At 47.2% G+C, this 25,773-nt stretch carries 23 protein-coding genes; 13 read left to right on the top strand and 10 right to left on the bottom strand.

What is annotated here, in order from left to right:
* From MKZ32_RS13310 to MKZ32_RS13260, 11 genes are all read left to right on the top strand, one after another.
* Nucleotides 1-1,239: a class I SAM-dependent methyltransferase gene (locus tag MKZ32_RS13310; protein WP_239797712.1), complete on the top strand. Its 1,239-nt coding sequence runs from the start codon at nt 1-3 to the stop codon at nt 1,237-1,239.
* 240 nt (nt 1,240-1,479) lie between these two features.
* Entirely contained in the window at nt 1,480-2,421 is a 942-nt protein-coding gene (locus tag MKZ32_RS13305; RefSeq protein WP_239797711.1) for a glycosyltransferase family 2 protein, read from the top strand.
* 177 nt (nt 2,422-2,598) lie between these two features.
* On the top strand, nt 2,599-3,405 hold the full coding sequence (locus tag MKZ32_RS13300; RefSeq protein WP_239797710.1) for a glycosyltransferase family 2 protein: 807 nt from the start codon (nt 2,599-2,601) through the stop codon (nt 3,403-3,405).
* A gap of 39 nt (nt 3,406-3,444) precedes the next feature.
* A complete protein-coding gene (locus MKZ32_RS13295; protein WP_239797709.1) occupies nt 3,445-4,404 on the top strand; it encodes a UDP-glucose 4-epimerase family protein in 960 nt (319 codons plus the stop codon).
* A 132-nt stretch (nt 4,405-4,536) separates the two neighbouring features.
* The gene (locus tag MKZ32_RS13290; protein ID WP_239797708.1) at nt 4,537-5,517 is read left to right on the top strand and encodes an MraY family glycosyltransferase; all 981 of its coding nucleotides are present in this window, start codon (nt 4,537-4,539) and stop codon (nt 5,515-5,517) included.
* A gap of 25 nt (nt 5,518-5,542) precedes the next feature.
* Entirely contained in the window at nt 5,543-7,360 is a 1,818-nt protein-coding gene (locus MKZ32_RS13285) for a polysaccharide biosynthesis protein (RefSeq protein ID WP_239798161.1), read from the top strand.
* Between the two features lie 110 nt (nt 7,361-7,470).
* Complete coding sequence (locus tag MKZ32_RS13280) at nt 7,471-8,298, top strand: symmetrical bis(5'-nucleosyl)-tetraphosphatase (protein WP_239797707.1); 828 nt, start codon at nt 7,471-7,473, stop codon at nt 8,296-8,298.
* A 605-nt stretch (nt 8,299-8,903) separates the two neighbouring features.
* On the top strand, nt 8,904-10,256 hold the full coding sequence (locus MKZ32_RS13275; protein WP_239797706.1) for a hemolysin family protein: 1,353 nt from the start codon (nt 8,904-8,906) through the stop codon (nt 10,254-10,256).
* A gap of 104 nt (nt 10,257-10,360) precedes the next feature.
* Entirely contained in the window at nt 10,361-10,930 is a 570-nt protein-coding gene (locus tag MKZ32_RS13270; RefSeq protein WP_239797705.1) for an anthranilate synthase component II, read from the top strand.
* Entirely contained in the window at nt 10,930-11,943 is a 1,014-nt protein-coding gene (trpD, locus tag MKZ32_RS13265) for an anthranilate phosphoribosyltransferase (protein ID WP_239797704.1), read from the top strand. The genes MKZ32_RS13270 and trpD overlap by 1 nt, the downstream gene beginning before the upstream one ends.
* A 294-nt stretch (nt 11,944-12,237) precedes the next feature.
* Complete coding sequence (locus tag MKZ32_RS13260) at nt 12,238-13,494, top strand: nitronate monooxygenase (protein WP_239797703.1); 1,257 nt, start codon at nt 12,238-12,240, stop codon at nt 13,492-13,494.
* Nucleotides 13,495-13,579: 85 nt separating this feature from the next.
* Here the strand turns inward: MKZ32_RS13260 and MKZ32_RS13255 are convergent, their stop codons facing one another.
* Nucleotides 13,580-14,026, bottom strand: a complete 447-nt coding sequence (locus MKZ32_RS13255; RefSeq protein ID WP_239797702.1) for an Rrf2 family transcriptional regulator — start codon at nt 14,024-14,026, stop codon at nt 13,580-13,582.
* Nucleotides 14,027-14,573: 547 nt separating this feature from the next.
* On the opposite strand from MKZ32_RS13255, the gene MKZ32_RS13250 reads away from it, so the two are divergent.
* Nucleotides 14,574-15,806, top strand: coding sequence for an AAA family ATPase (locus tag MKZ32_RS13250; RefSeq protein ID WP_239797701.1), 1,233 nt, complete (start codon nt 14,574-14,576; stop codon nt 15,804-15,806).
* 146 nt (nt 15,807-15,952) lie between these two features.
* Here the strand turns inward: MKZ32_RS13250 and rho are convergent, their stop codons facing one another.
* Nucleotides 15,953-17,209, bottom strand: coding sequence for a transcription termination factor Rho (rho, locus tag MKZ32_RS13245; protein ID WP_239797700.1), 1,257 nt, complete (start codon nt 17,207-17,209; stop codon nt 15,953-15,955).
* A gap of 169 nt (nt 17,210-17,378) precedes the next feature.
* Complete coding sequence (gene trxA / locus MKZ32_RS13240) at nt 17,379-17,705, bottom strand: thioredoxin TrxA (RefSeq protein WP_239797699.1); 327 nt, start codon at nt 17,703-17,705, stop codon at nt 17,379-17,381.
* Nucleotides 17,706-18,155: 450 nt separating this feature from the next.
* On the opposite strand from trxA, the gene MKZ32_RS13235 reads away from it, so the two are divergent.
* Nucleotides 18,156-18,653, top strand: coding sequence for an Lcl C-terminal domain-containing protein (locus tag MKZ32_RS13235; RefSeq protein WP_239797698.1), 498 nt, complete (start codon nt 18,156-18,158; stop codon nt 18,651-18,653).
* A 141-nt stretch (nt 18,654-18,794) separates the two neighbouring features.
* Here MKZ32_RS13235 and rfbD read toward each other — a convergent pair whose 3' ends face one another.
* The 7 genes from rfbD to MKZ32_RS13200 all read right to left on the bottom strand — a co-directional run bounded on the left by rfbD (nt 18,795) and on the right by MKZ32_RS13200 (nt 25,700).
* Nucleotides 18,795-19,709, bottom strand: a complete 915-nt coding sequence (rfbD, locus tag MKZ32_RS13230) for a dTDP-4-dehydrorhamnose reductase (RefSeq protein WP_239797697.1) — start codon at nt 19,707-19,709, stop codon at nt 18,795-18,797.
* A 95-nt stretch (nt 19,710-19,804) separates the two neighbouring features.
* Nucleotides 19,805-21,262, bottom strand: coding sequence for a TrkH family potassium uptake protein (locus MKZ32_RS13225; RefSeq protein WP_239797696.1), 1,458 nt, complete (start codon nt 21,260-21,262; stop codon nt 19,805-19,807).
* Complete coding sequence (trkA, locus tag MKZ32_RS13220; protein WP_239797695.1) at nt 21,262-22,635, bottom strand: Trk system potassium transporter TrkA; 1,374 nt, start codon at nt 22,633-22,635, stop codon at nt 21,262-21,264. Before trkA ends, MKZ32_RS13225 begins: the two co-directional genes overlap by 1 nt.
* A 230-nt stretch (nt 22,636-22,865) precedes the next feature.
* The gene (locus tag MKZ32_RS13215) at nt 22,866-23,423 is read right to left on the bottom strand and encodes a thioredoxin family protein (RefSeq protein ID WP_239797694.1); all 558 of its coding nucleotides are present in this window, start codon (nt 23,421-23,423) and stop codon (nt 22,866-22,868) included.
* A 76-nt stretch (nt 23,424-23,499) separates the two neighbouring features.
* Entirely contained in the window at nt 23,500-24,507 is a 1,008-nt protein-coding gene (locus tag MKZ32_RS13210; protein ID WP_239797693.1) for a hypothetical protein, read from the bottom strand.
* A 75-nt stretch (nt 24,508-24,582) separates the two neighbouring features.
* On the bottom strand, nt 24,583-25,131 hold the full coding sequence (locus tag MKZ32_RS13205; protein WP_239797692.1) for a pyridoxamine 5'-phosphate oxidase family protein: 549 nt from the start codon (nt 25,129-25,131) through the stop codon (nt 24,583-24,585).
* 206 nt (nt 25,132-25,337) lie between these two features.
* Nucleotides 25,338-25,700 (bottom strand): hypothetical protein, encoded by a 363-nt coding sequence (locus MKZ32_RS13200; RefSeq protein ID WP_239797691.1) that lies wholly within the window; start codon nt 25,698-25,700, stop codon nt 25,338-25,340.
* Nucleotides 25,701-25,773: the final 73 nt, after the last annotated feature.

Here is a 25,773-nt window from a genome sequence, read left to right as displayed (position 1 = left end):
ATGTTTAAAAAAATTGAAAAGTGCAGAATTTGTGGCAATAAGCATCTGGAGTGTGTGCTCGATTTGGGAGTGCAGATGCTGACGGGGATATTTCCGCGTGAGAAGAGTGCAAAAATCACGACTGGCCCACTGCGTTTGGTGAAATGCATGGGGGGAAATGATATCTGCGGATTATTGCAGCTTGAGCACTCCTACAGTTCTGATGAGATGTATGGCGAGAACTATGGTTATCGCTCCGGCCTAAATGCCAGCATGGTAAGCCACCTCAACAACAAGGTGAAAAAAATCCTTGAGCGGGTTGATTTGCGCAAAGGCGATCTTGTTATTGATATTGGTAGTAACGACAGCACTACGTTGCAGGCATATCCATCCTCGGGGCCGGATCTGGTAGGCATTGACCCGACGGGCATCAAATTTCACAGCTATTACCCACCGCACATTCAATTAATCCCCAATTTCTTTTCTTCAGCTTTAGTTAAAGAATATTTCCCAAAGCGAAAGGCCAAAGTAGTCACTTCGTTCTCGATGTTCTACGACCTAGAAGACCCCACGGACTTTATGCAACAGGTGTACGACATACTTGCAGATGACGGAGTTTGGGTATTTGAGCAAAGCTATATGCCGACTATGCTCGAGATGAATTCATATGACACAGTTTGTCATGAGCATGTTGAGTTTTATGCTCTGCGCCAGATCAAATGGATGGCTGACAGAGTGGGCTTTAAGATTATTGATGTGGAGTTCAATGAAGTTAATGGGGGTAGCTTCTCAATCACGGTATCGAAATCACATGACGATTTAACACCAGCTCCTTTGGTGAAACATATTCTTGATCGCGAACAGGCAAATGGGCTAGATACGCTTGTGCCTTATCAAAAATTTGCGGAACGTGTAGCTAAAACGAAATATGATTTACTGGCTTTCATCGAAACAATTCATGCAGAAAATAAAACTGTCGCGGCACTTGGTGCATCTACAAAAGGAAACGTGCTGTTGCAATATTGCGGAGTGACAGAAAAAGACATTTCGTTTGTTGGCGAGGTTAACCCAGAAAAGTATGACTGCTACACACCAGGCACATGGATCCCTATCATTCCCGAGACAGAGTTACTGTTACAAAAATTGGATTATCTGATTGTATTGCCATGGCATTTTAGAAAATTCTTCCAAGAAAATGATAAATATAGAGGAGTAAACTTGGTGTTTCCGCTCCCAAACATCGAGGTTGTTAAACGATAAGTGTATCTGTGACATTTTTAGGTCGAATTTGATAATGTAATAATTAAATTGAGACTCAAAATCCTTATTTCGTCATTCATACGTAGGTAAAATAAAATAATTGGACGTTGACTTAAGCTAGATATGATGGATTTCAGAGATTCCATACAGAAAGTAAAAGATGTAGCAGATATCGTTGTACATCTATATGGAAGAGTCCATGAATGAAGCAGATAGATTTGTCAAGTGTGGAGCTAAACGATGACGCTAGTGGTATCCAAGCCAAATAAGGTCACAGTACTACTGTCCACATACAATGGAAGCAAGTTTCTTCAGCAACAGCTAAATTCGTTGTATGAGCAAACCTATCCAAATATTAGGATTTTGGTAAGAGACGATGGATCATCAGATTCAACAAGAAGCATTTTAGAAAATGAGCAATTAAGTGGGCGTATAGATATATTAAGAGGGTATGAAAACCTAGGCCCAGCCCTGAGTTTCTTTAAGTTACTGCATAATGCTGCGTTAACTGAAACAGAATACGTTGCTTTTTGTGATCAAGATGATGTTTGGCATCCCCATAAAATTGAGCACGCGGTTTCAGCCTTGTTAGTAGTCGCTGATAACTGTCCGGCATTATTTTGCTCCAGGTTAGAAATTGTTGACGAACAGTTAAACCATATTGGATTTACCAATACACCAAGAAAAGTTGGCTTTGGCAATGCTCTAGTTGAAAATATTGCTACCGGCTGTACGATGGTACTTAATCGAAAAGCAGTGGAACTTATTTGTAAACACCTTCCAAGTAAAGTGTTGATGCATGATTGGTGGTGCTATTTAGTTCTATCTTGTTTTGGCGAAATTGTTTTTGATAGTAATGCCAATATTAAATATAGGCAGCACGGAAATAATACCATTGGCGCAACCGTGAATATATTTGATGAATTAAAAAGAAAAATGCATAGATTTATTTACAGCGGAAGAGGATTGCTTTGGTTGCAAGCTTGGTTACAAGCTTCCGTTTTTTTAAATATGTTTGAAAATGGCATTCCGTTATCTCAAAGACTCGTTCTCAATAAATTCATTGCAGCAAAATCATCATTGTGGTGTCGCGTTCAGTTAGTGTTATCCAAAGAAATATGGCGGCAAAAATGGTTTGATAATTTGGTCTTGCGCTTGATTATATTTATTAATCGAATCTGAACTGGGCGAGAACTGGCATTTTAATCCGCTAGGAGTTGATGATCTTGATTTTTTATTTTTTCCCAAAGGGTATTTGTGATTATCGCTACCAACTGGCGGAATAGAATTTATGGATAAAAGTCTGATAGCGAAGCAAGTTACTCAAGTACCCCAGGTCCATTATTTTTGATGGGCACAATGGCCGTAGAACAATCACCTGAAATTTCTATTTCTGTTGTCAGCCATGCACAAATTCATTTGATTGAATATTTGCTGCATGATATCAATCAGCATTGTCGGGCTTTATTGATCGAATTGATTCTCACACTTAATCTGGATGAGATGTTACCGTTCACAGTAGATAGTTTTTTATTTCCAATAAAGGTTATTCGCAACCCCATTCCTCGGGGATTCGCTACCAATCACAATCAAGCATTTACATACGCAGCGGGACAATTTTTTTGTGTAATGAATCCAGATATCCGGCTGAATGACAACCCATTTAAGGCTTTACTTGCGTGTCTGCAGGATACTGCAGTTGGCGTGGCTGCGCCGCTCATATTGAGTACGAATGGCGAGATAGAAGATAGTGCTCGTCGTTTTCCAACGCCGCTCAAGATATTTTGTAAAGCGTTCGGCAGATGTAAAGGCAGCGACTATCTTGTAAAAAATAATCCCATCTTTCCTGATTGGGTGGGCGGGATGTTCATGTTATTTCCGCGCGAGGTATTCAAAAAACTAGGTGGGTTTGATCAGCGATATTTTCTTTATTATGAAGATGTAGATTTATGCGCCAGGCTGAGGTTAAAGGGTTATGAAGTGGCCGTATGTCCTGATGCCAAGGTGATTCATCTTGCACGCAGGAGTAGTCATCACAGCTTCAAGTATTTGAAATGGCATCTTATGAGTATGATGCGATTTTTTTGTTCCTCCTTATTTTTAAAAATAGTTTGGTTGCGTTTGACGAAAAAAACTCATGGACAAATGTACGATAGAGCAATTTAAGTTTACCAACTTAGATATGCTTAAACGTTTATTATCATCATGAAATTTATGATTTCAGGGGCTGGTGGCTTTGTTGGTAAAGCACTCTGTGCTGAATTGCTCCGGCGAGGACAATCTGTAAGCGCGGCGGTGCGTTCAGGGAGTTCGTTGATTGAAAATACTGAAGTCATAATCATCGGCGCAATTGATGGTGAGACGAATTGGGCTGATGCGTTACGCGATGTGGATGTGGTGATTCATCTTGCCGCACGAGTGCATGTAATGCGCGAGAGCGCTACCGATCCATTGGCGGAGTTTCTCCAGGTCAACCTGCACGGCACTTCAAATCTCGCTCGGCAGGCTGCTTGCTTTGGGGTGAAGCGGCTTGTTTACGTTAGCTCGATCAAGGTGAATGGCGAGCAGACCAGCGCAACTCAGTCATTTACAGAGTTGGATGAACCCAGTCCACAGGATTTTTACAGCATCTCGAAATGGCAAGCTGAACAAGCGTTGTGGCGCATTGCCCGAGAAACCGGTTTGGAAATTGTGATTGTGCGTCCGCCATTGGTTTACGGTGCGGGAGTAAAAGGCAACTTTGCACAAATGCTAACGGTGGCCGCCAAACACATTCCTTTGCCATTTGCTTCTGTGCATAACCGTCGCAGTCTGATTTACGTGGAAAATCTGGTGGATGCCTTGATAGCCTGCGCGACCCATCCTGTCGCCGCAGGCCAGACTTATTTAGTATGTGATGGTGAGGATGTTTCCACCCCGGATTTGTTGCACCAATTAGGGGGTGCGATGGGATTCCCGGCGCGCTTATTGCCGTTCCCGCTTAGCTGGTTACGTATATTAGGAAAATTATCCGGCAAATCTGATCAAGTCGAACGGTTACTCAGTTCGTTGCAGGTCGATAGTGGTAAAATCCGCCGTGATTTAAATTGGGCTCCTCCTTATACTTTACAACAGGGACTGCAAGCGACCGCAGAATCGCACCGATGCTTAGATAAGAAGAGTTAATAAATATGCTACTTTTTTTGCAATCCATTGCTTTAGCTGATGATTTGTTAAGAAATTTCCCATACTGTAAATACCTCGCATGAAAATGTATTGCGCGGAAATTATTAATGTTGTTATAGAGTAAAAATCGCCATGTCGCATTACGCCCCTCTGATTGCAGCTCTGATCACTATGTTGGTGATTACTATTATCGTATTCAGTAAAGCGGGTAAAAAAATTCAAGATATCCCCAATGAACGTTCATTGCATGTGGAGCCGATTCCGCGCATTGGAGGGGTGGGGTTGATGGCGGGTCTCCTGTCTGCCTGGGCATTGATGGTGATGTCACTAGCTTGGTGGGTGGTATTACCCATGATTTTATTATTTGCTGTTTCTTTGTTAGATGACGTGCGCGGTCTGCCAGTGCGACAACGTTTGTTGGCGCACGTCGCGGCTGCTGCAATTCTGGTGCTCGGCTCGGGCTTGCTGGCGCAGGGTATAGCTCAGGCTTTACTCGTGTTGCTGTGCGTAGTTTGGATGACCAATCTATTTAATTTTATGGATGGATCGGATGGCTTGGCTGGAGGTATGACATTTTTCGGCTTCACCATGTATGGCGTAGCAGCACTGATGCATGGCGCTGATACTCAGGCCATGTTAAATTTTTCAATCGGTGCCGCTGGGCTGGGTCTGCTTTATTACAATTTTTATCCGGCTCAAGTATTCATGGGTGATGCAGGATCCATTCCGCTTGGTTTTTTATCTGCCGCGATGGGATTGTGGGGCTGGCAACAGGAATTATGGCCTGGATGGTTTCCGTTGTTGGTATTCTCTCCTTTCATTATAGATGCTAGTGTCACCTTGCTAAAACGTATGTTGCGTCGTGAAAAAATCTCTCAAGCGCATCGCGAACATTATTACCAACGCTTAGTGCAGATTGGTTGGGGGCATCGTAATGTCGCATTATTTGAATATATTTTGATGTTTGCGGTCGGCGCATCTGCCATTTGGTGTTTGCATCAGTCCACCGAATGGCCATGGCTACTGTTTCTGATATGGGGGGGGATTTATACTGGACTAATGCTAATTTTGGATAATTGCTGGAAAGCATTTCAGCGAAGCCAGCGTGGCTAAATTAGATCTGCGTACCCTGTTGGCCATGCTGCATGACCTTACGGCGGCAGCATTTGCCTGGAGCTTGGCTTATCTATTGCGTTTCAATTTCGAGCCACCACCGCATTTTATTGATGAGATGCTGCATACCATGATTTGGGTAGTACCATTGCAAAGTATTATTTTCTGGCGCTTTGGTTTATATCGTGGTCTATGGCGCTATGCCAGTGTAACTGACTTACGCCGAATTTTTTTGGCGGTGCTGACGGCTGCCGCGTTCATTCCTTTGGTGTTGTGGATGTTTCGTATCAGTGCCGTAATACCACGCTCGGTACTGGTGATTAACCCTGCGTTATTGTTACTCGTAATGGGCGGGAGCCGTTTTATTTATCGTCTCTGGAAAGAGCATGGCTTATATCGCAATCTTAAATTGAATGTAGAGCCAGTGCTGGTGCTAGGAGCGAGCGATGCAGCCGTAGGTTTGTCCAAGGAACTTGCACGCAGCCGCGATTGGAGATTGGTGGGTTTTCTGGACGATAATGCGGATAAACATGGGTGTATCCTCAATGGGGTCAAAGTGCTGGGCGCGCTGGATAGCCTGTCGCAATGGACAGAACGCATGGGTGTAAAACAAGCCATTATCGCCATGCCATCGGCTCCGCACCAAGTGCGCAAGCGTGCGATTGAGATTTGTAATCAGGCCAGAGTCAAAGTGCTGACGGTACCGTCATTCGATGATCTGTTAAGTGGACGTGTTGCCATTTCGCAATTGCGTGCTGTAGAGCTGGATGATCTACTGGGACGTGATCCTGTGCAATTGGATGCGGCCGGGCTGCATGAATTATTCACCAACAAAACCGTGCTGGTAACCGGTGCCGGGGGGTCCATCGGCTCTGAGTTATGTCGCCAGATCATACACTTCAAACCGCGTACTTTAGTGATGTTCGAGTTGAGTGAATTTGCACTGTATAACATGGAACAGGAGCTGGCCGCAAAATTCGATGGCATCGACATTGTCTACCTGATTGGCGATGTACGTGATGCTACCCGTCTTGATCAAGTTTTTTCTGAGTATAAGCCTGCGGTGGTTTTTCATGCAGCCGCATACAAGCATGTTCCCCTCATGGAGCAACATAACGCTTGGCAGGCGATACGCAATAACGTGCTGGGTACATGGTCTGTCGCCACTGCTGCACAGCGCCATGATGTAGCGAAATTTGTATTGATCTCTACCGACAAAGCGGTCAATCCAACCAATGTGATGGGAGCGAGTAAGCGTCTGGCAGAAATGGTATGTCAGGGATTACAGCAGTCGGGCGGAACGCGCTTCATTATGGTGCGTTTCGGCAACGTCTTGGGTAGTACCGGTAGCGTCATTCCAAAATTCCGCGAACAGATTGCGAAGGGTGGGCCACTTACGGTCACACATCCAGACATTACACGCTATTTCATGTCGATTCCGGAGGCTGCGCAATTAGTATTGCAGGCCAGTTTAATGGGCAAAGGCGGAGAAATATTTGTATTGGACATGGGCGATCCAGTAAAAATTGTTGATCTAGCGAATGACCTTATTCGTCTCTCTGGCCTAAGCAAGGATGATATTCGGATTGAATTCACGGGTCTGCGCTTAGGTGAAAAGTTGTACGAGGAACTGCTGGCTGACAACGAGCACACTTTGCCTACTCCTCATGTAAAACTGCGCATCGCACAAGCGCGTGAAGTGGATGCCGTCTGGCTGGGAAATTTATTAATTTGGTTTAGCGCGCATGCTACACATAATGATGCAGAAGTTAAACGTGCTTTGACACAATGGATACCGGAATATTGTCCAGATTCTAATGGCGTAAAAAGCCCAGATAACTAGATAATACTAAGGGCATCTCGCCGCGAATTTACTGCATATATTCGGCATATAATTCTCTGAGCTAAATACTCATAATGCACAGAAAATTGAAAACTGACTGATTGCAAATAATGGCAACCTACGCGATAGGCGACATACAGGGATGTTACATCGAGCTTTTGCGATTACTGGAGCAAATATGCTTCGACCCCGCAATAGATAGGCTATGGTTGGTGGGTGATTTGGTTAATCGTGGGCCGGATTCGGTGAACGTACTGCGTTTGATAAAATCATTAGGAGATGCTGCCATCACCGTGCTGGGTAACCATGATTTACACTTGCTTGCGGTGGCTGAGGGCACTGCTAAATTACACCGCTGTGACACGCTGCATGACATTCTTGACGCGCCCGACCGGAACGAACTGCTGACGTGGTTACGTGCGCAGCGTCTGCTATATGTGGAGGGTGATTTCGTGCTGGTACATGCCGGATTGCTGCCGAGCTGGACGGTGGCCCAAGCACAGCAGCTGGCGCATGAAGTAGAAGCTGTATTAGCGAGTAAACACTACCAAGATTTTCTCGTACAGATGTATGGTAACCATCCTGACCATTGGGAAGATGACCTTAGCGGTTACAAGCGCCTGCGCGTTATTACTAATGCCTGCACGCGCCTACGTGTTTGCACCCTAAGAGGTGAAATGGAATTTAAATTTAAGGATGAGGTGCACAATGTGCCTGAGGGATACATGCCGTGGTTTGATGTGCCAGGGCGTGCCAGCGCCAATGCTACAGTCGTTTTCGGACATTGGTCGGCATTGGGGTTGAAAGTTACCCCTCAAATTATTGCGCTCGACACCGGTTGTTTGTGGGGTGGCGTTCTTTCTGCCATTCGTCTAGAAGATCGCGAACTGTTCCAAGTGCCATGTGTATCCATACCGATGGCAAAGCCGTGGCAGTAATGTTAATTTTATTGCTTAAAATTGCGGCCTTGGGAGAGCTTAAGCGAGAGTTTTAAAATTGTCGAATCATTAATGGCGGTCTAATTTGCAGTGGTTGATCTTTAACTGTGGTTCGCCGATTATCTAAAGAGTTGAAAGCGACATTCTCGATGTCTTTTTTTGAAACAAAAAGAGCCATTAATGCAATTAATTAACATAAAAATCAAATCGATAACAAATTTTCATGGTGTCTGTTATGATGGCTACCATTAAAATAACAGACAGGGGGAGCGGGGTTTCACTCCGCCCTATGAATAGTAGTAGTGATTGTTCACTTGCGTATATATCTTCCACTGAAATCAGTAAACGAATAATAAATGGGGAGAAGTCCTTATCAGACAACTTATTTTGTTATCTGCTCTCCTGTCTTTTCTCCGTACGAATCACCATCGCCCTTTGGCTGTGCGGAAAAGAACGTAGAGGGGACCTTGTTTTACTATTCCCGGTAATTCTCAAGACGGTGATAAGTTTAATAACTTGGGTATTGTGTCTCCGTCTATCTCACATTTGGCAATGCCCCAGCGAAGGCAACTGCCCCGTTATTTGCATTTCATCTCCTCACTACCATGCTGTCGAATAATCTCATGGATATATTGTTCCTGATAACGCTGATTTTGCTAAATGGCATTTTCGCCATGTCGGAGATAGCCCTCGTGACTGCCCGACACGTCCGTCTAGCGCGTCTGGCGGCAGATGGCGACACCTCGGCAGAAGTGGCGATGAGTCTGGGCGAGAATCCAACACGTTTCCTGTCCGCTATCCAGATTGGAATCACGTCAATCGGTATTCTGAACGGTATCGTCGGCGAGGCGGTATTTGCTGCCCCCTTCGCAGCATGGCTGCAAACGCTGGGTGTTGATCAACGCCCAAGCGAGTTAGGTGCAACCGCCTTGGTAGTCGTGGTGATTACCTATCTCTCCATTGTTATCGGTGAACTTGTACCCAAACGCATCGCTCAATTTAACCCGGAAGGAATTGCGCGCCTAGTGGCAAGACCTATACATATCTTGGCATTAATTACGCATCCGTTCGTGCGATTGCTGTCGATATCCACTGATGCTCTCTTGAGAATGATGGGAAAAAGCCAGCAAGCGGAGCCTGGCGTAACGGAAGAGGAAATTCATGCGATGCTGGAAGAAGGTTCCGAAGCCGGGATCATTGAGCAGCACGAACATGACATGGTTCGCAACGTCTTTCGTTTGGATGAACGCCAAGTTGGATCACTTATGATCCCCCGAGCGGATATCGTATATCTGGATATCAACCAGCCACTTGAGGCCAACCTCTTACGCATGGCAGAATCAGATCATTCACGCTTTCCGGTTTGCCGGGGTGGCTTGGGTGACCTGCTTGGAGTGGCTACCATTAAGCAACTGTTCAATCAGACCTTTAATGGCGGACATCCCGATCTGACTGCACAGTTGCATCAATGTGTTTTTGTGACCGAATCGTTGACCGGATTGGAACTTCTGGCACAATTCCAAGGATCAGATACCCACATGGTTTTCGTCATAGATGAGTATGGTGAGGTTCAGGGTTTGGTCACCCTTCAAGATGTATTGGAGGCGGTTACCGGCGAGTTTAGACCGCCTGACATTGAGGACCGCTGGGCGGTACAGCGTGAAGACGGTTCGTGGTTACTGGACGGAATGATTCCAGTGCCCGAGTTGAAGGATCAATTAGAGTTGAAATCTGTCCCTGAAGAAGACAAGGGTCGATACCATACACTTAGCGGAATGGTGATGTGGTTGCTTGGGCGGCTACCTAAGGTCACTGACGTCGTGATGTGGGAACAATGGCGGCTGGAGGTTGTTGATCTGGACGGTAAACGGATCGACAAGGTACTCGCAAGCCGTTTGTCAGAACCAGTCCAGGTTTCGGGCGTTAGCGAAGCCCCTCAGACAGAGCGATTGGATTAAAGGGATTGCTTTAATGATTAGGATCTATAGCCTTAACGCTTGTTAGCGTTAACAAATTTTAATTATTCATATTAAAAAATAAAGTCATATAGTTAGGTATAGTTATGTTGCTAATGATAGACAACTACGATTCTTTCACCTATAACTTGGTGCAATATTTCGCCGAGCTAGGCGCAGATGTGGTTGTGCATCGCAATGATGAGATTTCACTGGAGCAGATTGAGATACTACAACCGCAATGTATTGTAGTTTCACCAGGACCGTGCACGCCTAACGAAGCTGGGATTTCGGTCGCCACCATTCAGCGCTTTGCCGGACGCATTCCCATTTTTGGTGTATGCCTGGGCCATCAGAGTATCGGCCAGTCATTCGGTGGAAAAATTGTTCACGCCAAGCAGCTAATGCACGGCAAAACCTCGGCCATCTTTCACAACAATAGGAGCGTTTTTCATGGCCTGCCCAACCCATTCACCGCTACACGCTACCATTCGCTGGTGATCGACCACGCCACGCTGCCCGACTGTCTGGAAATTACCGCATGGACTGAAGATGGTGAAATCATGGGAGTGCGTCACAAAACGATGGCGGTGGAAGGGGTGCAATTTCATCCGGAATCCATTCTCACTGAATATGGCCACGAGCTACTTGCTAATTTTTTGCGTGGTGAACGCTAATGAACTATGCCAGCCTGCTTAATCGACTGCTTAATCGTGAAAACTTGCCGCATGACGACATGTACGAGTTGATGCGGAACATTATGGGCGGACAGCTTACTCCTGCTCAAATCGCAGCGGTTTTGGTCGCGTTACACATGAAGGGAGAGACTGTCAGTGAGATTGCGGCGGCAGTGCAGGTGATGCGCGATCTGTCGAGTAAAGTGACGATTCAGGATGATAGACATTTGATTGATACCTGTGGCACGGGCGGTGATGGTGCGCAGACCTTTAACATTTCCACTGCCAGCGCGCTAGTCGCGGCGGCAGCGGGAGCGCGCGTCGCCAAGCATGGCGGACGTTCAGTTTCCAGCACCTGTGGCAGCGCCGATATCTTGGAAAAACTCGGCGTCAATGTCAACCTTACACCGCAGCACGTAGCACACTGTGTGCAGGAACTGGGTGTGGGTTTCATGTTTGCGCCCAATCATCACAGCGCGATGAAATACGCCGCACCAGTGCGGCGTGAACTCGGCGTGCGCACACTGTTCAACTTGCTGGGCCCGCTTACTAACCCGGCGGGCGCTCAGAACCAAGTAATGGGCGTATTCCAGCGTGATCTGACGGTGAAATTGGCGCTCGTACTGCAGCAGCTCGGTAGTCGTCACGTGTTGGTGGTGCATGGTGCAGACGGCATGGATGAAATTTCTATCAGCGGGCCAACTTATATTGCGGAACTAAAAAACGGGACGGTAATCGAATATTCAGTACAACCGCAAGACTTCGATCTACAGACAGCCCCACTGGATAGTATACGCGTTGCCAATGCCGATGAGGCGCGCACGATGTTGTTGTCGGTGCTGGATAATCAGCCCGGTGCCGCACATGACATCGTGCAGCTTAACGCTGGTGCGGCCATTTATGTGGCGGGGCTGACTCAAACGCTACAAGAGGGTGTAAAAAAAGCCAAGGAAGTTATTGCCAGCGGTGCGGCAAAAAATAAGCTGGAAGCGCTTGTCCATATTCATATTTGAGGCTGTGGAAAACCTGATTTTTCAGGAGGGTGTAAATAGTTCTCGCCGAACGTGCCTGTTCCCATTCCGATTAATCCCATAATTTCCACGTTAATAAACGCAAATGGGCTTTGCGTTGCCTGTGGTAAATTTGTAGTGGTTGAAAGTTATGTTCCCACAGCATCGGTCAAGTACTGTTTTCGAGATACTTGTTAATATGAATACCCAAACAGTTTTTTACAAATATTTGCGTATGATGCGGGAGGCTGCCTATTATTACCAAGCTAATATAGCGTCTTTAATTGAAGGATGGCAATGAAGTGTGTTAATGATTTTCGTTTGAAATTTGGCAAGCAAGAGCTGGTGCCTATCATGATTGGCGGGATGGGGGTTGATATTTCCACGGCTGAACTGGCGCTGGAAGCTGCGCGTCTTGGCGGCATCGGGCATCTTTCCGATGCCATGTTGCCGACTGTAACGGACCGGCTTTTAAATACGAATTTCGTTAAATCAAAGCTCCAGCAGTATAAATATAATGTTGCCAATACTGATAAGTCCACGGTGCAATTTGATCTTGGACAGATTGCAGAGTCGACGCGCTTGCACCTGAGCAGAGCCATGGAAGCCAAGCGCGGTTCCGGTATGATTTTCGTTAATTGCATGGAAAAGCTTACGATGAATGCCCCGCGCGAAACGTTGCGGGTACGATTGCATGGGGCCCTCTCTGCCGGTATAGATGGAATTACCTTGAGTGCCGGATTGCATCTGGGTTCATTCGCGTTGATGGAAGATCATCCACGTTTTCGCGACGCCAAGCTCGGCATTATTGTCTCCTCTCTACGTGCGCTGCAAATTTTTTTGCGCAAAAACGCCAAGCTTAACCGCCTACCGGATTATATCGTGATAGAGGGACCGCTGGCCGGTGGCCACTTGGGCTTCGGTTTGGACTGGATGAAATACGATCTGCGAGAAATCTGTAGAGAAATTTATCAGTACTTGCAGGCCGAAAAATTGGACATTCCGATCATACCGGCCGGTGGGATTTTTACCGGCAGCGATGCAGTGTCGTATCTGGAAACGGGTGCGGCGGCGGTGCAAGTGGCAACACGCTTTACTGCAACACGTGAGTGCGGTTTGCCGGAAAAGATTGTGCAAGAGTATTTTAAGGCCAACGAGGAAGACATTGAGGTAAACATGATTTCGCCTACCGGCTATCCCATGCGCATGTTGAAGAAAAGTCCGGCCATCGGCGCGGGCATTCGTCCCAACTGCGAAGCCTACGGCTACCTGCTGGACGGCAACGGTAACTGTGCATATATCACGGCTTACAACGCCGAGGTGGCGGCTCACCCAAATGCTAAGAAAATCTCCGTTATGGACAAAACCTGTTTGTGCACCGCTATGCGCAACTTTGACTGCTGGACTTGCGGACACAACACCTACCGCCTTAAGGACACCACGCGCCGCCTATCGGATGGGACTTATCAGATACTAACGGCCGAGCATGTGTTCAAGGATTATCTGTTCAGCACCGACAACAAGATTGCGTTGCCGAATTTGCCGACCATCTAACTTTATTAGCTGAATTTGCGTAAAGCGACAAACTGCCTTCAAACATAGGGTGATTAAGGCGCTAACAATAAAATTGAGTTTAGTTTTAACGTGCGCTTTTCAGGAGTTCGGGCTTTTTTCTCAGAAATGATTGATTAGTCAATAAATCTGCCAGAGTGTAGCGATCCAAAGTATCAAAGAAATTTTTGCGCGCCTCTAGAAGCACTGACTTGAGAATACATGCGGGCAGTAAGGGACAGCTTTGGTTTTTTGCATTGAAACACTCAACCAGATTGATATTTTCTTCCATATCACGTACTACATCCCCGATGTTGATCAACTGCGGTAAGCGCGCCAAGCGCATGCCGCCACCTTTGCCGCGCGTGGTTTGAATATAGCCGCGATTGGCCAGTTGATGTACGACTTTCGTTAAATGGCTTTGCGAGATACCATATTTTTCAGCAACTTCACTGATCGTAGTCAGCGTGTTTTGCTGTGCGCCCAAGTAAATTAAAGTGCGCAATGAATAATCGGTAAAGTGGGTAAATTGCATTTGTGACGATACTTAAAAAGTACACTTTTAATTGATTCAATTTAGCATTCTAATCAGAATTCTGAGCAATGCCTAGCAGTATAGTTGCTCAATGGGGTTTGATTCTAAACGGGGTACGTGGATCTAACGGAGCTTGAGCCTAAACAGATAGACGTGATCGATCATTATACCGAGGCAAGGTGATCAATATGAACGACGAACAGCTGCATATTTTGGCCGATTTGCAGGCTTTTTTAACGGGAAAATGTAACTTAGATGGGGGCTTGGGCTTCTAAATTTTTATTACTTAGGAGACTGTATATTACAAAGCATGCCCTTCCAATTATTACATCCGTATGGGCACTCGAACTGACTTCGCCTTGACTGAGCAATCCTCTTTAGTCTAAAATATTTTTCGTTTTTCCATGAGTCCGGTACGGAAAGCTTGCCGTGAACGGGCGAATGCTGGCGGGTCTTGGGTCAAGCAACAGCTCGTGTGTATGGCTTCTTGCTGAAATAACTACAACATCGTGCAGGCCACGGCCATCGCCACAAGGAGAAGCAATCAATGGATAACTTCCAGATATATGAATTTACGCCGTTGTGGCTGACTATAGACCGCATGGGTCCATTCCAGACACAACCGGAAGAAATAAATTTCACCGATGATAATGGCGAGTCTTGCAATTTTTTTATGCTCCATTCCAAAAATGGCCGAGGCAAGACAACGGCATTAGAACTGATTCCAGCCTTAGTGGGAATGACAGGCTTTACCAAGCCTCAGGATTTAGCCGCAGCTCATAATCGCCGCTTTGATTCACCTTTTAATCTGGAAAACCTGGACCGTGGCCCGGGGCGGACGCAATTGGATTTTCGTATTCACTACAGTGACGATGGCCATGAACGAGTTGCAGTGTTATCCCTGCTTGCTGGTCAGCTGGAGGTGACGAATAGTTTGCGTCAATGGGATGAAGAAGCGCTGAGCAAAGTGGGCGCGCAACAGTGGCACCGTTTTGGTTTCTGCCGTAATGAAGCAGAAATCTGGTCGACAATCGGCCTGCATGATAAATGGATTGCAAATTTTATTTCAGGTATCGATGCAGCTACGGGTGAAAAAATTGGTGGCTTTGAAGAAAGCATACTGGACTGGCCAACGGTCATTTATTTTTCAGCCCATCGTGATATTGTGCCGGTTAATCCAGATCAACATCGCGCCATTGTTCCCCCTATGAACTGGAATTATGCTCCTTCTCACTCTTTTGGTGCAGAAAGCGGCGATTGGCGTGACTCGCTCGACAATCTGCTGGTTTGGCTGAAGTGGCTTGATGACGGACGGTTTGATCGCGCGGTAAAATTGGTTAATGAGAGGGTTTTTACCGATACCTGTACCGCAATCAAGGATGTTCGCAAAGATCCGCATGAGGTTGAAGTTGTGAGCAATGGAAAGCTGCATCGACTCGATACACTCAGTAACGGAGAAAAAAATCTGGTGCAATTGTTTGTACGCCTCGGCGCATATATGACGCGCAACACAATTCTGCTGATTGACGAACCTGAAGCACATTTACACGAAGATTGGCAACAACGACTTCTGTCTCGGCTTAAAAAAATGGCACAGGAACAGTTTCCTGGATTGACGATTATTTTAGCTACCCATTCATCAAAAATGATGGCTACGCTTGCCTTAGAGAAGGAAGAAGATAATCTGCGCAAAGGCTGTAATTTATCCGATACCGTAGAGGTAAAAGAAAATTTCCCTCGGCCCAAGGAGAGAGTTTTCAGTAGACCCGAAGAACGTTAATTGGATTTCACGCCAGGGCAGGTGTGGTTATGGGAAGTAAAGCAATAATTGCTTCAAGTTACACATTTCTGCAGGATTAATTAATCGAGGCCCTTGTTTGGGGTCCTTCGATTATGCTGAACCGCATGGCGCAGTCTTTTGAAATTTTAGCGGCGCATTGAATCGAAAAAATCAGCGTTGTTCTTAGTCGCTTTAATTTTATCCAGTAGAAATTCCATTGATTCCAATTCATCCATCGGATAGAGTAATTTACGCAGTACCCATATTTTGGGTAAAATATCGGATTTAATCAGCAACTCTTCCCTGCGTGTGCCGGAACGATTGATGTTAATGGCCGGGTAGATACGTTTCTCTGCCATGCGTCGGTCAAGATGAATTTCCATATTACCGGTGCCCTTGAATTCTTCGTAAATCACATCGTCCATGCGAGAACCGGTATCCACTAGCGCCGTGGCGATAATGGTAAGTGAGCCGCCTTCTTCAATGTTGCGAGCCGCTCCGAAAAAACGTTTGGGACGCTGCAGGGCATTTGCATCAACGCCGCCAGTAAGCACTTTGCCGGAAGACGGCACAACTGTGTTGTAGGCACGCGCCAGCCGAGTGATGGAATCCAGAAGGATGACCACATCTTTCTTATGTTCAACTAGGCGCTTGGCTTTTTCCAGCACCATTTCGGCGACCTGGACGTGGCGCGTGGCAGGCTCGTCAAAGGTAGATGCGACCACTTCACCGCGCACGCTGCGACTCATTTCGGTGACTTCTTCGGGACGTTCGTCGATCAGCAGAACAATTAGATGTGCATCCGGGTTGTTTGCTGCGATGGAATGGGCGATGTGCTGCAACATCACGGTCTTGCCAGATTTTGGCGAGGCTACCAGCAATCCGCGTTGACCTTTACCAATGGGAGCGACGATATCAATGATGCGACCAGTGACGTTTTCCTCGGCGCGGATGTCTCGCTCCAGTGCCATTTGCTTAGTGGGGAATAGTGGTGTCAGATTTTCGAACAGTATCTTGTTCTTCGTATTTTCCGGAGCCTCGGAATTAACCCTGTCTACCTTTACTAAAGCGACGTAACGTTCTCCTTCTTTGGGGGTGCGGATCTCGCCTTCGATTGAATCTCCGGTATGAAGATTGAAACGACGGATCTGACTTGGACTAACGTAGATGTCATCCGGTCCCGCCAAGTAAGAAATGTCCGGCGAGCGCAGAAAGCCAAATCCGTCGGGTAATACTTCCAGCGTACCTTCGCCAAAAATGCTCTCGCCCTTTTTTGCTTGATTTTTAAGCAAAGCAAAAATCAGGTCTTGTTTGCGCATGCGGTTGGCATTGTCGATCTGGTTTGTTGTTGCCATGCCTACCAGTTCGGTGATGTGTTTGGTTTTGAGGTCAGATAAATGCATATAGAGATGGGTGGGTGATATTACGAAGTTTAGGGAGCCTGCTTAGGGAGGTGTTACGGTTTGCGCGGGGATGCCGCGTACATGAACTGTCTTGAATGTCAGGATTTGTGAGTATGGTGCAGAAGGATCTAACGAGCTTAAGAAATATTACAGAATAAGTCTAAATGATTTAGATATGGCTGTCAATAAACGCGGTGAGCTGCGATTTAGATAACGCGCCGACTTTAGTTGCTTCAATATTTCCGTTCTTGAACAGCATTAGTGTGGGAATGCCACGGACACCGTATTTCTGCGGAGTTTGTTGGTTTTCATCTACATTCATTTTGGCTACGGTGATGCGCCCGGCATATTCCTTGGCAATCTCTTCCAGAATCGGAGCGATACTCCGGCATGGGCCGCACCATTCTGCCCAATAGTCTACCAGTACTGGTAACGGTGCTTGCAGCACATCGGCAGCAAAGGTTGGATCAGTAACATAATGGATGTGCTCACTCATGATCAATATCGCTTTATAATTATTAAGTTAGGGATGAAATTTATTTAATGTGAAGCTGAGTGAAGGTGCGCTACAGGACTTAAGAATGCATCGTAACTAAAAAAAGACAAGATGTGAAGTGCTTGTGCATAATTTTATTACATGTCTATCCATTTTGCACTCCAAGATACTACTTACAGGATGTCTCATATAATTTGTTCATTGTGGAAGCGCCTGTTGAAGTGAAAAATAAACTCGTTCAGATATGCTTGAAGATATTCTGGAAGACTGCCAGAATCGCCTTTCAAATCGGAGACACTAATCATTGTGCTGAATCCTGCGTCAGTCATGCCTTTCAGCGATTCACCCTTTCATTTAACCGGACACTATTGATTAAAATTAAATATAATGAAATGTTGTTTTTAGTTTTTTATATAGCCAGAGTAGGATGTACGAATTTATTTTAGGAGCATGATTATGGTAACCGTTACCCCTCTGCCGCTAGCAGACGTAGTGGCTGAATCAGGCGACCCCGAGGCGCAAGCCCAGGTTCGATATGTAATTTCGACGGACGGCAATGAAGTCACTGACAGCGTTACCGGTTTGATCTGGCGGCGCTGCGCAGAAGGCATGAAGATCACAGCCAATGGCTGTAGTGGGAGCGCAACCGCTTATAGCTCGGATCAGGCCCAGAGCTGGGCTAAAAACGAAGCCTTAACCAGTGGCAAACCCTGGCGCCTCCCCAGTTTAAAGGAACTGTCGAGCATTGTGGATTCCAACCGCTGTAACCCGGCGATTGATACGGACGCATTTCCGGGAACGCCAGGATCTCCTTTCTGGTCGGCTCCGCCCGCGGCTGGCGAGCCTTCTTATGCTTGGGGAGTTAATTTCGATTATGGCTACGTGGACTACGGCTCGGAGCATAACAGTGCTGGTTATCGGGTGCGCTTAGTGCGCTCCGGTGAATAATTTAGCACTTGGCGATTTGGGCATTCAAGGTCAGTCAACACTACCATCGCATACCCATACGCTGCATTCCGTCCGCAGCTTCATTCACCAATGTTCGTGATCTTGGAATTTGTTTGGTTGAACTTTATTTGATCATGATGCTTAAACCGTAATAATTTTCTCCAATACATGCACTATGTCTTGCTGCCAATCTGGGAGAGTCAGATCAAACGTTTTTCGTAGTTTGCCACTATCAAGCCTGGAATTGGACGGACGTGGCGCAGGTAATGGATAGTGGATGCTCGGAATTGCTTCAATTGCACTCGATTTTAACCGTAATTCGATTCCTGCCTTTTCAGCATAAGCAATAACGTATTTGGCATACTCGTACCAAGTTGTTTCACCGGCAGCAACCAGATGATAGATGCCATAGGGAAAGCTTTCTCGATTTACTTCGTTCCAATACTGAGCAATAACCTGAGCGGTAACATCCGCAATTAAATGCGCCGATGTCGGCGCACCATACTGATCAGCTATTACATTAAGCGATTCACGTTCTTTAGCAAGCCTAAGAATTGTCTTGGCGAAATTTCCACCATGCGCGCCGAATACCCAACTGGTACGGAAGATCAAATTGCGGCAACCCGTCGCGGCAATTCCATTCTCGCCTGCAAGTTTGCTTGTACCATAAACCGATTGCGGATTTGGGATATCGTCTTCTACATACCACCCGGGCTGCGTACCATCGAACACATAATCGGTCGAATAATGCACGAGCAGTGCCCCTATAGAAGCCGCCTCTTCTGCGAGCATACTGGGTAGGGTGGCATTAATCAGGTAAGCAATCTGTGGTTCGCTTTCGGCTTTATCTACTGCGGTGTAAGCCGAAGCATTCACGATAATATTGGGCCGTAACTGATGCACAATTGCTCTTACTTGCGATAACTGAGTCAAATCGCAAGCTTGTCGGCCGAAGGCATGCACCAAGCCAAGCGGCGACAATGCTCTTTGCAACTCGAAGCCAACTTGGCCATTCTTGCCGAATAGCAAAATAACAGGTTGTTGCAATATCATCATTAGCCCTAGCTCTTTAGTGATGCGTTAGCAAAACAATCAATCATGAGTTTTCTCTAATTCGCGTGTTTCTCGCACAGAATTGATGAAACATCAGGTTATCGCCGCCAAAAATGCGGTGTAAAAATGATCAGCACGGTAACGATTTCCAAGCGCCCGATCAGCATGGCCAAGGTGCATATCCAAGTCTGAAAATCATTTAATATTCCGTAGTTGCTGGCCGGTCCCAATACCCCCAAACCAGGACCAGCATTGTTGATACAAGCAATTATCCCGGAAAAAGCGGATACGAAATCCAACCCACTGATCACCAGCGCGAAGGTCAATATGACCACGCTCATGAAGTAAAGAAAGATAAAGCTCAACACTGAGAACACGATGTTGTCTGGCACCACGCGGCCGCCAATTTTTAATGGGTTGACCGCGGCCGGATGCAACAGTTTGAGGAATTCCCGTCCTGTCTGCTTAATTAAAATGAGCGTGCGTATCATTTTAATGCCACCGCCGGTAGAGCCGGAGCTGGCGGAAATACAGCTCAAGAACAGCATCCACAGCGGCGCAAACATGGGCCAGTGGTTAAAATCTACGCTGGCGAAACCGCAATCGGTCGCAATTGAGATCAGGTTAAAACTAGCGTGCCTCAGTGCTGTCCAGAAACTCGGGTAAGTCCCCTGCCACCATAGAAATATGCCAATGCCCAGGCAACTCGCCAGTATAAGTATTATGGTGCAGAGGGTCTCGGTGTCACGTAAATAAAGTTTCAAGCTCTTTTCGCGCCATGCCAGAAAGTGTGTCGCGAAATTCATTACGGCCAGCAGCATAAATACGATGAGCACAAATTCAATAACAGCAGAGTTGAAGTATTCTATGTTAGCGTCATGCGTGGAAAAACCACCCAACCCCATCGTGGAAAATGCATGGCATATAGCATCTAGCCAGGACATTCCCGCCACGTTTAGCGATAGGATGCAGACCAAGGTAATACAGAAATATACCAGCCACAAATTGCGTGCAGTTTCGGTAATACGCGGGGTGAGTGTGGAATCCTTCATCGGGCCGGGCGTTTCTGCCTTATACAACTGGCGACCGCCGACGCCCAGCAGCGGCAAAATTGCTACCGCAAGCACGATAATCCCCATGCCGCCCAACCAGATCAATTCGTGCCGCCACAGGTTGATGGCGGGTGGCAAAGCGTCCAGTTGGGTCAACACCGTCGCGCCCGTGGTTGTCATGGCAGACATCGTCTCAAAGTAGGCATCGGTGAACGACAGACCGTTAATCAGCAGCAATAGCGGCAGAGTGGCAAAAGCAGGCATCGCCGTCCACATCAGTACTACCAGCAAATAGCCGTGGCGGATAGACAGCTCACCTTTGTTGTGACGTGTAAGCATCCACATCAGACAGCCCACCGCAAATGTCATCACCATTGCCAGGGCAAAGTCTATCAATGTGCCATCTTGATAAATCAGCGATGTACCAATAGGGAAGATATACGTTACGCTGAACAGGATTAACATCGTGCCCAGCGCGTGAATAACGGTCAGCGAGCGTTGCATTAAAAGAACCCTATGCTGACCTGAAACAACTTCTCGATTTTGCTAATCATCTTTTTGTTGATTACGAATACGATGACATGGTCGTCCGCCTCAATCACCGTGTCGTGGTGACCCATGATCACTAGATTGCCCCGCACAATTGCGCCGATAGTCGCGCCCTTGGGCAGTTCAATTTCATCAATGCGTCGTCCTACCACTTTAGACGAATGTCGCTCGCCGTGTACCACCATCTCCAGCGCTTCTGCTGCTCCGCGCCTAAGGGCATGCACCACTGCCACGTCGCCCTGGCGGACGTAGGCGAGCAATGAACCGATCGTAACGTGGGCCGGTGATAGTGCAATATCTATCTTCCCGCCTTGCACCAACTCTACATATGAACTGCGGTTGATCAATGAGAGTACTTTACGTGCCCTCCCTTTTTTGGCTAGCAGCGCGGACATAATATTGTTCTCATCATCATTAGTCAGAGAACAAAACACGTCCACATCAGCTACATGTTCGGCGGCCAGCAGGTTTTCATCGGTCCCATCGCCACAGAGTACCAGCGTATGGGTCAACTCGGCTGCCAGGCGCTCACACGCTTTTTTGTTATGCTCGATAAGCTTAACCTGATAATCGCGCTCCAGCGCTTGCGCCAGCCGACGTCCTATATTGCCACCCCCGACAATCATCACACGTTTGGCGGGCTTATCCATATGACGCCACTCTTTCAACACAGTGCGGATATTTTCGGTTGCGGCAATAAAGAAAACCTCGTCGCCGGCTTTGATCACCGTACTACCTTCTGGAATAATCGATCCATCCTGGCGGAAAATTGCCGCAACCCGGGTGTCAACATGGGGCATATGTGCGCGCAGGTAACGCAATTCCTGTCCGACCAGAGGGCCATCCTCAAACGCCTTGACTGCCACCAGGGACACTCGGCCATTAGCGAATTCCAGCACCTGCAGGGCTTCGGGAAACTCAATCAATTTATAGATGTAATCAGTGAGTATCTGTTCCGGGCAAATAGAAAAATCGACACAAAAATTATCAGCACTAAATATTTCGGGATGTTCCAGATAGTTTGCGGCGCGAATGCGCGCAATCTTTGTCGGGGTGTTATACAGACTGGCGGCAAGCTTACAGGCCACCATGTTAACCTCATCGCTTTGCGTAACGGCTAACAACATATCAACATCTGCAATACCAGCCTGTTCTAGTACAGAAGGATGGGAAGCATTTCCCACTAGGGTACGTAGATCAAAGCGATCTTGTAACAGACGCAATTTTTCCGCGTCAGTATCAACGATGGTGATATCGTTGTCTTCTCCGACCAAACTCTCTGCTACTGTCGAACCGACTTGTCCGGCCCCGAGTATCAATATCCGCACGTCAATCGCCTTTCATGATGTTCAACTGCTTTGTAACCGCGCCTGACGTGTACTGACCGTGATGCGCTAACCGGCACGAAACAGATAGGCCGATGCGGCTCAAATCGGGTTTGCTACTCAAACACATGGCTTCATCGTCTCTGTATAAATAATTCAGCCGCAAAACTTAAGAAAAACTTATAAGCCTCAACTTAAAAAACGATGCTCAAGTCAGCCGAACCGATTCAGGTTTATGTTTCGCTTTTCCATTTAATAGAACAACCCATGCTGGCGATCTGCTCTAGTGGTCCCTTGCCAGTTTGCGCCACTTGCACCATGGCATTAAACAAATCACGCGGTACATCCGGCATCGCCTCCTTGCGCGAGGCATCCAATCGACCACGATATTGCAATTCCAGTTGAGCATTAAATCCGAAGAAATCTGGCGTACAAACCGCTCCGTAATCCTTAGCAATTTGCTGTGTCTCGTCCCATACATAAGGGAATGGATAAGCGTATTGCTGAGCCACTTTCTGCATATTCTCGAAAGAGTCTTCCACATATTCTGCAGAATCATTTGACATGATGGCAATGCTGTTAATGCCATGTTTCAGCAGTTCGCGTGTATCCCGCACAATGCGATCACGGATGGATTTCACATAGGGACAATGGTTGCAAATGAACATCACCAACAGTCCATTCTTGCCACATGTATTTTTCGGGGTGTAGCGTTTTCCATCTACCCCCCGCAAGTTAAATTCATGGGCTTTCCAGCCAAAATCGCAAACTGGCGGTTGTAAACTCACCATTTAATCTCTCCTTAATAATAATTTTCAGGGACGTTTTCAAATCTCAAGTGATAAACGAACTGCCTCCATTCTACTTTTAGCGCTTAGGCGGCAGCTTGTCTATTTCCGGCTTGGTTTTGCGCTCGATCGGTGCGCGCAAGTACCGCAAACCGGCTGTGATCACCTCGAGTTCGGAACGGGCACCGCTTCTCTGCATCGCCTCGGTGAGCAACGAGCCCAAATTAACCAGAGCGTTGGGCAGGCGTGTGACGCGCCAAGTAAAGGTGTAGTCACCTAAATTCCAAGGCCCCCCTCCGTCGCCGCAAATTTGGCCGGGGCATGAGTCTAGTCTGACAGATTCGATCTGTTCGTCGCCGACGTTAGGTAGCGCCGCCTCGAGCTCTTGCGTCAAATAGTCAATCTGGGCGCTACCAATAAAATCGTCCCCGTACGTGTCGTCCACGCAGTACGGACCGACATGTTCTCCAGCGGCAGGAATGCAGAAACCTCCAAAAGGACTTGTGTCTTTTTCCCAGAACTCGACCTGAAAACTCAGTGGTCCCGGCTCGCCGCCCTTTTCGCACACCGACGATTCGCCGAGCACGACGATGCCGGGGGGCACCCCGACGATGCAACTCTTGGCCGGGTCAAAGTTGTGGGTATCGCCCGTATCGATATCACCGATCTCGTTGGAGACAGTCCAACCTTTCGCATCGGTGGTCTCGACCATCACTTCGTCGCTGCCCAACCAGTCGATGCCGGTTTCATCTCGCGCCTTGAAGCGCATTGCCTCGATCTTGTAGCGCCGTTCGACCCATCTAATTGTGTCCCAGTTGATGCTGCTCGATACCTTTGTGACGACGGTTGGGTAATCCGTGTCTACGAGCGACGGCGATGACGGAAGTGCCTGGGCGAACGTATCGGCGGTAGCCCCAAGCGCTGCCATCAAACCCAAACAAATCGCTACAAAACGTTTGGAAGCATTTATTGTCTGGGTCCACCTAGGTGAGTCAGGGCAATGTAAGTCCGCAATTAATTGCGTAGATAGAGGTCTGAGTGCTAGATCTTGTGCAAGCGTAAAGCAGTGAATATCTTTCTTTAACATGTCCTCTCCTTTGTATTAAAGGCCTTGATGGGCCGGAATTAAAATCGTGCCTTCGAAATAACCTTTTCTCCAGTTTCACTCGAATTCGGCTGTGGGCAATCCGTCGATGCTGCGAGCGTTTTTCTCGCGCCGATAGGCAGAGAGATTCTCGACGCCTTTTGTCTCGACCCAACGGTCGATGACGTCGCGATCTTCGACAAACGGCATGATCGGGACTCCGTATCCACAAGAATCGCTGACGCGAGTGACGTGGATCAGGATGATTGCCCGAGTACTCGGCTTCAAGTACATCTTTGGAGCAAGCTTTTTCCAAAGCGTCGTACCTGGCAAAACAGTCTCGCCTGTGCCGTGGAAGCGGACGATCTTCGGTGGCCCTTCAAACGCACAGAACATCAGGACGATTCGCCCGTTATCTCTGATGTGAGCGATGGTCTCGGCTCCGCTTCCTGTGAGATCGGCATACGCGACCGTTTGAGGAGTGAGAATTCTGAGAGAGTCCAGGCCTTTTGGGGAACAGTTCACGTGGCCTTCAGCTGCTGATGGTGCTGTTGCGACGAAGAACACGTGCTGCTTCTGAACCCACGACGTGAGCTCGGGAGTGATTTCGTTGTAGATTTTGCCCATATGATCCTTGTTGTCGTTTAAAGTTTGAATTAAGGGGATGCCGTTAGGCGTCCCACTTATATGACAGGTTAGGGTTTGTTATCAGGTTTCACTTTACTGCTGTTGTCTGCCGATTTTTTTGCTTCAGCAGCGATTTTAAACATTTTTTGCGACAACGCTTTAGATTCTTTAGTCACTTGAGTCTTTAAGTTAAAGGGACGATGTCGTTAGGGAGCATTCCCCTTGAATGAATTGTTAGTACCCGTGCGCGCAGATTGGGTACGCAAATATCCGAACGCGAGTAAAGCTAATCCTGCCACGAGCGGGCCTGATCCGAAAATGCCCACGAGGCCGCACAGATTGCCGGCATCGGCTGGCAGGCACGCCGCCGCAATTCCGAGCATGGTTCCAATGATGAATGCCACCAAGCCGAGCATTACCGCGCCCAGTACATATTTAGGTATGGAAAGCGGAGCTTTGGGCTCACTGGCGCGCGAATAGAGGAGGTAAAAGATGGGTAAGGCTATGACCGAGACAACTAGGATGATCGGGCCAATGTAAATCAGGTTGTACAGCATTGGAGTCATCATTGGCCTAACGTAAAATTAGTGGTAGAGGCATGCTTAGTATGCCTCTCTTGACCAAAAGGTTAGACATATCTCA

The organism is Candidatus Nitrotoga arctica, from assembly GCF_918378365.1.
Classification (GTDB): Bacteria; Pseudomonadota; Gammaproteobacteria; order Burkholderiales; family Gallionellaceae; genus Nitrotoga; species Nitrotoga arctica.
The sequence above is the reverse complement of the archived record's forward strand: the minus strand, read 5'-3'. Positions and strand labels throughout refer to the sequence as shown.

Coding starts and splice junctions, on each gene's coding strand:
- MKZ32_RS13225 (WP_239797696.1), bottom strand. CDS start 21,262: ATGCAACGCTCGCTGACCGTTATTCACGCGCTGGGCACGATGTTAATC.
- MKZ32_RS13290 (WP_239797708.1), top strand. CDS start 4,537: ATGTCGCATTACGCCCCTCTGATTGCAGCTCTGATCACTATGTTGGTG.
- MKZ32_RS13205 (WP_239797692.1), bottom strand. CDS start 25,131: ATGGGCAAAATCTACAACGAAATCACTCCCGAGCTCACGTCGTGGGTT.
- MKZ32_RS13235 (WP_239797698.1), top strand. CDS start 18,156: ATGATTATGGTAACCGTTACCCCTCTGCCGCTAGCAGACGTAGTGGCT.
- trxA (WP_239797699.1), bottom strand. CDS start 17,705: ATGAGTGAGCACATCCATTATGTTACTGATCCAACCTTTGCTGCCGAT.
- trpD (WP_239797704.1), top strand. CDS start 10,930: ATGAACTATGCCAGCCTGCTTAATCGACTGCTTAATCGTGAAAACTTG.
- rho (WP_239797700.1), bottom strand. CDS start 17,209: ATGCATTTATCTGACCTCAAAACCAAACACATCACCGAACTGGTAGGC.
- MKZ32_RS13255 (WP_239797702.1), bottom strand. CDS start 14,026: ATGCAATTTACCCACTTTACCGATTATTCATTGCGCACTTTAATTTAC.
- MKZ32_RS13250 (WP_239797701.1), top strand. CDS start 14,574: ATGGATAACTTCCAGATATATGAATTTACGCCGTTGTGGCTGACTATA.
- MKZ32_RS13310 (WP_239797712.1), top strand. CDS start 1: ATGTTTAAAAAAATTGAAAAGTGCAGAATTTGTGGCAATAAGCATCTG.
- MKZ32_RS13270 (WP_239797705.1), top strand. CDS start 10,361: ATGTTGCTAATGATAGACAACTACGATTCTTTCACCTATAACTTGGTG.
- MKZ32_RS13280 (WP_239797707.1), top strand. CDS start 7,471: ATGGCAACCTACGCGATAGGCGACATACAGGGATGTTACATCGAGCTT.
- MKZ32_RS13295 (WP_239797709.1), top strand. CDS start 3,445: ATGAAATTTATGATTTCAGGGGCTGGTGGCTTTGTTGGTAAAGCACTC.
- MKZ32_RS13285 (WP_239798161.1), top strand. CDS start 5,543: ATGCTGCATGACCTTACGGCGGCAGCATTTGCCTGGAGCTTGGCTTAT.
- MKZ32_RS13210 (WP_239797693.1), bottom strand. CDS start 24,507: ATGTTAAAGAAAGATATTCACTGCTTTACGCTTGCACAAGATCTAGCA.
- MKZ32_RS13300 (WP_239797710.1), top strand. CDS start 2,599: ATGGCCGTAGAACAATCACCTGAAATTTCTATTTCTGTTGTCAGCCAT.
- MKZ32_RS13200 (WP_239797691.1), bottom strand. CDS start 25,700: ATGATGACTCCAATGCTGTACAACCTGATTTACATTGGCCCGATCATC.
- MKZ32_RS13275 (WP_239797706.1), top strand. CDS start 8,904: ATGCTGTCGAATAATCTCATGGATATATTGTTCCTGATAACGCTGATT.
- MKZ32_RS13215 (WP_239797694.1), bottom strand. CDS start 23,423: ATGGTGAGTTTACAACCGCCAGTTTGCGATTTTGGCTGGAAAGCCCAT.
- MKZ32_RS13260 (WP_239797703.1), top strand. CDS start 12,238: ATGAAGTGTGTTAATGATTTTCGTTTGAAATTTGGCAAGCAAGAGCTG.
- MKZ32_RS13305 (WP_239797711.1), top strand. CDS start 1,480: ATGACGCTAGTGGTATCCAAGCCAAATAAGGTCACAGTACTACTGTCC.
- rfbD (WP_239797697.1), bottom strand. CDS start 19,709: ATGATGATATTGCAACAACCTGTTATTTTGCTATTCGGCAAGAATGGC.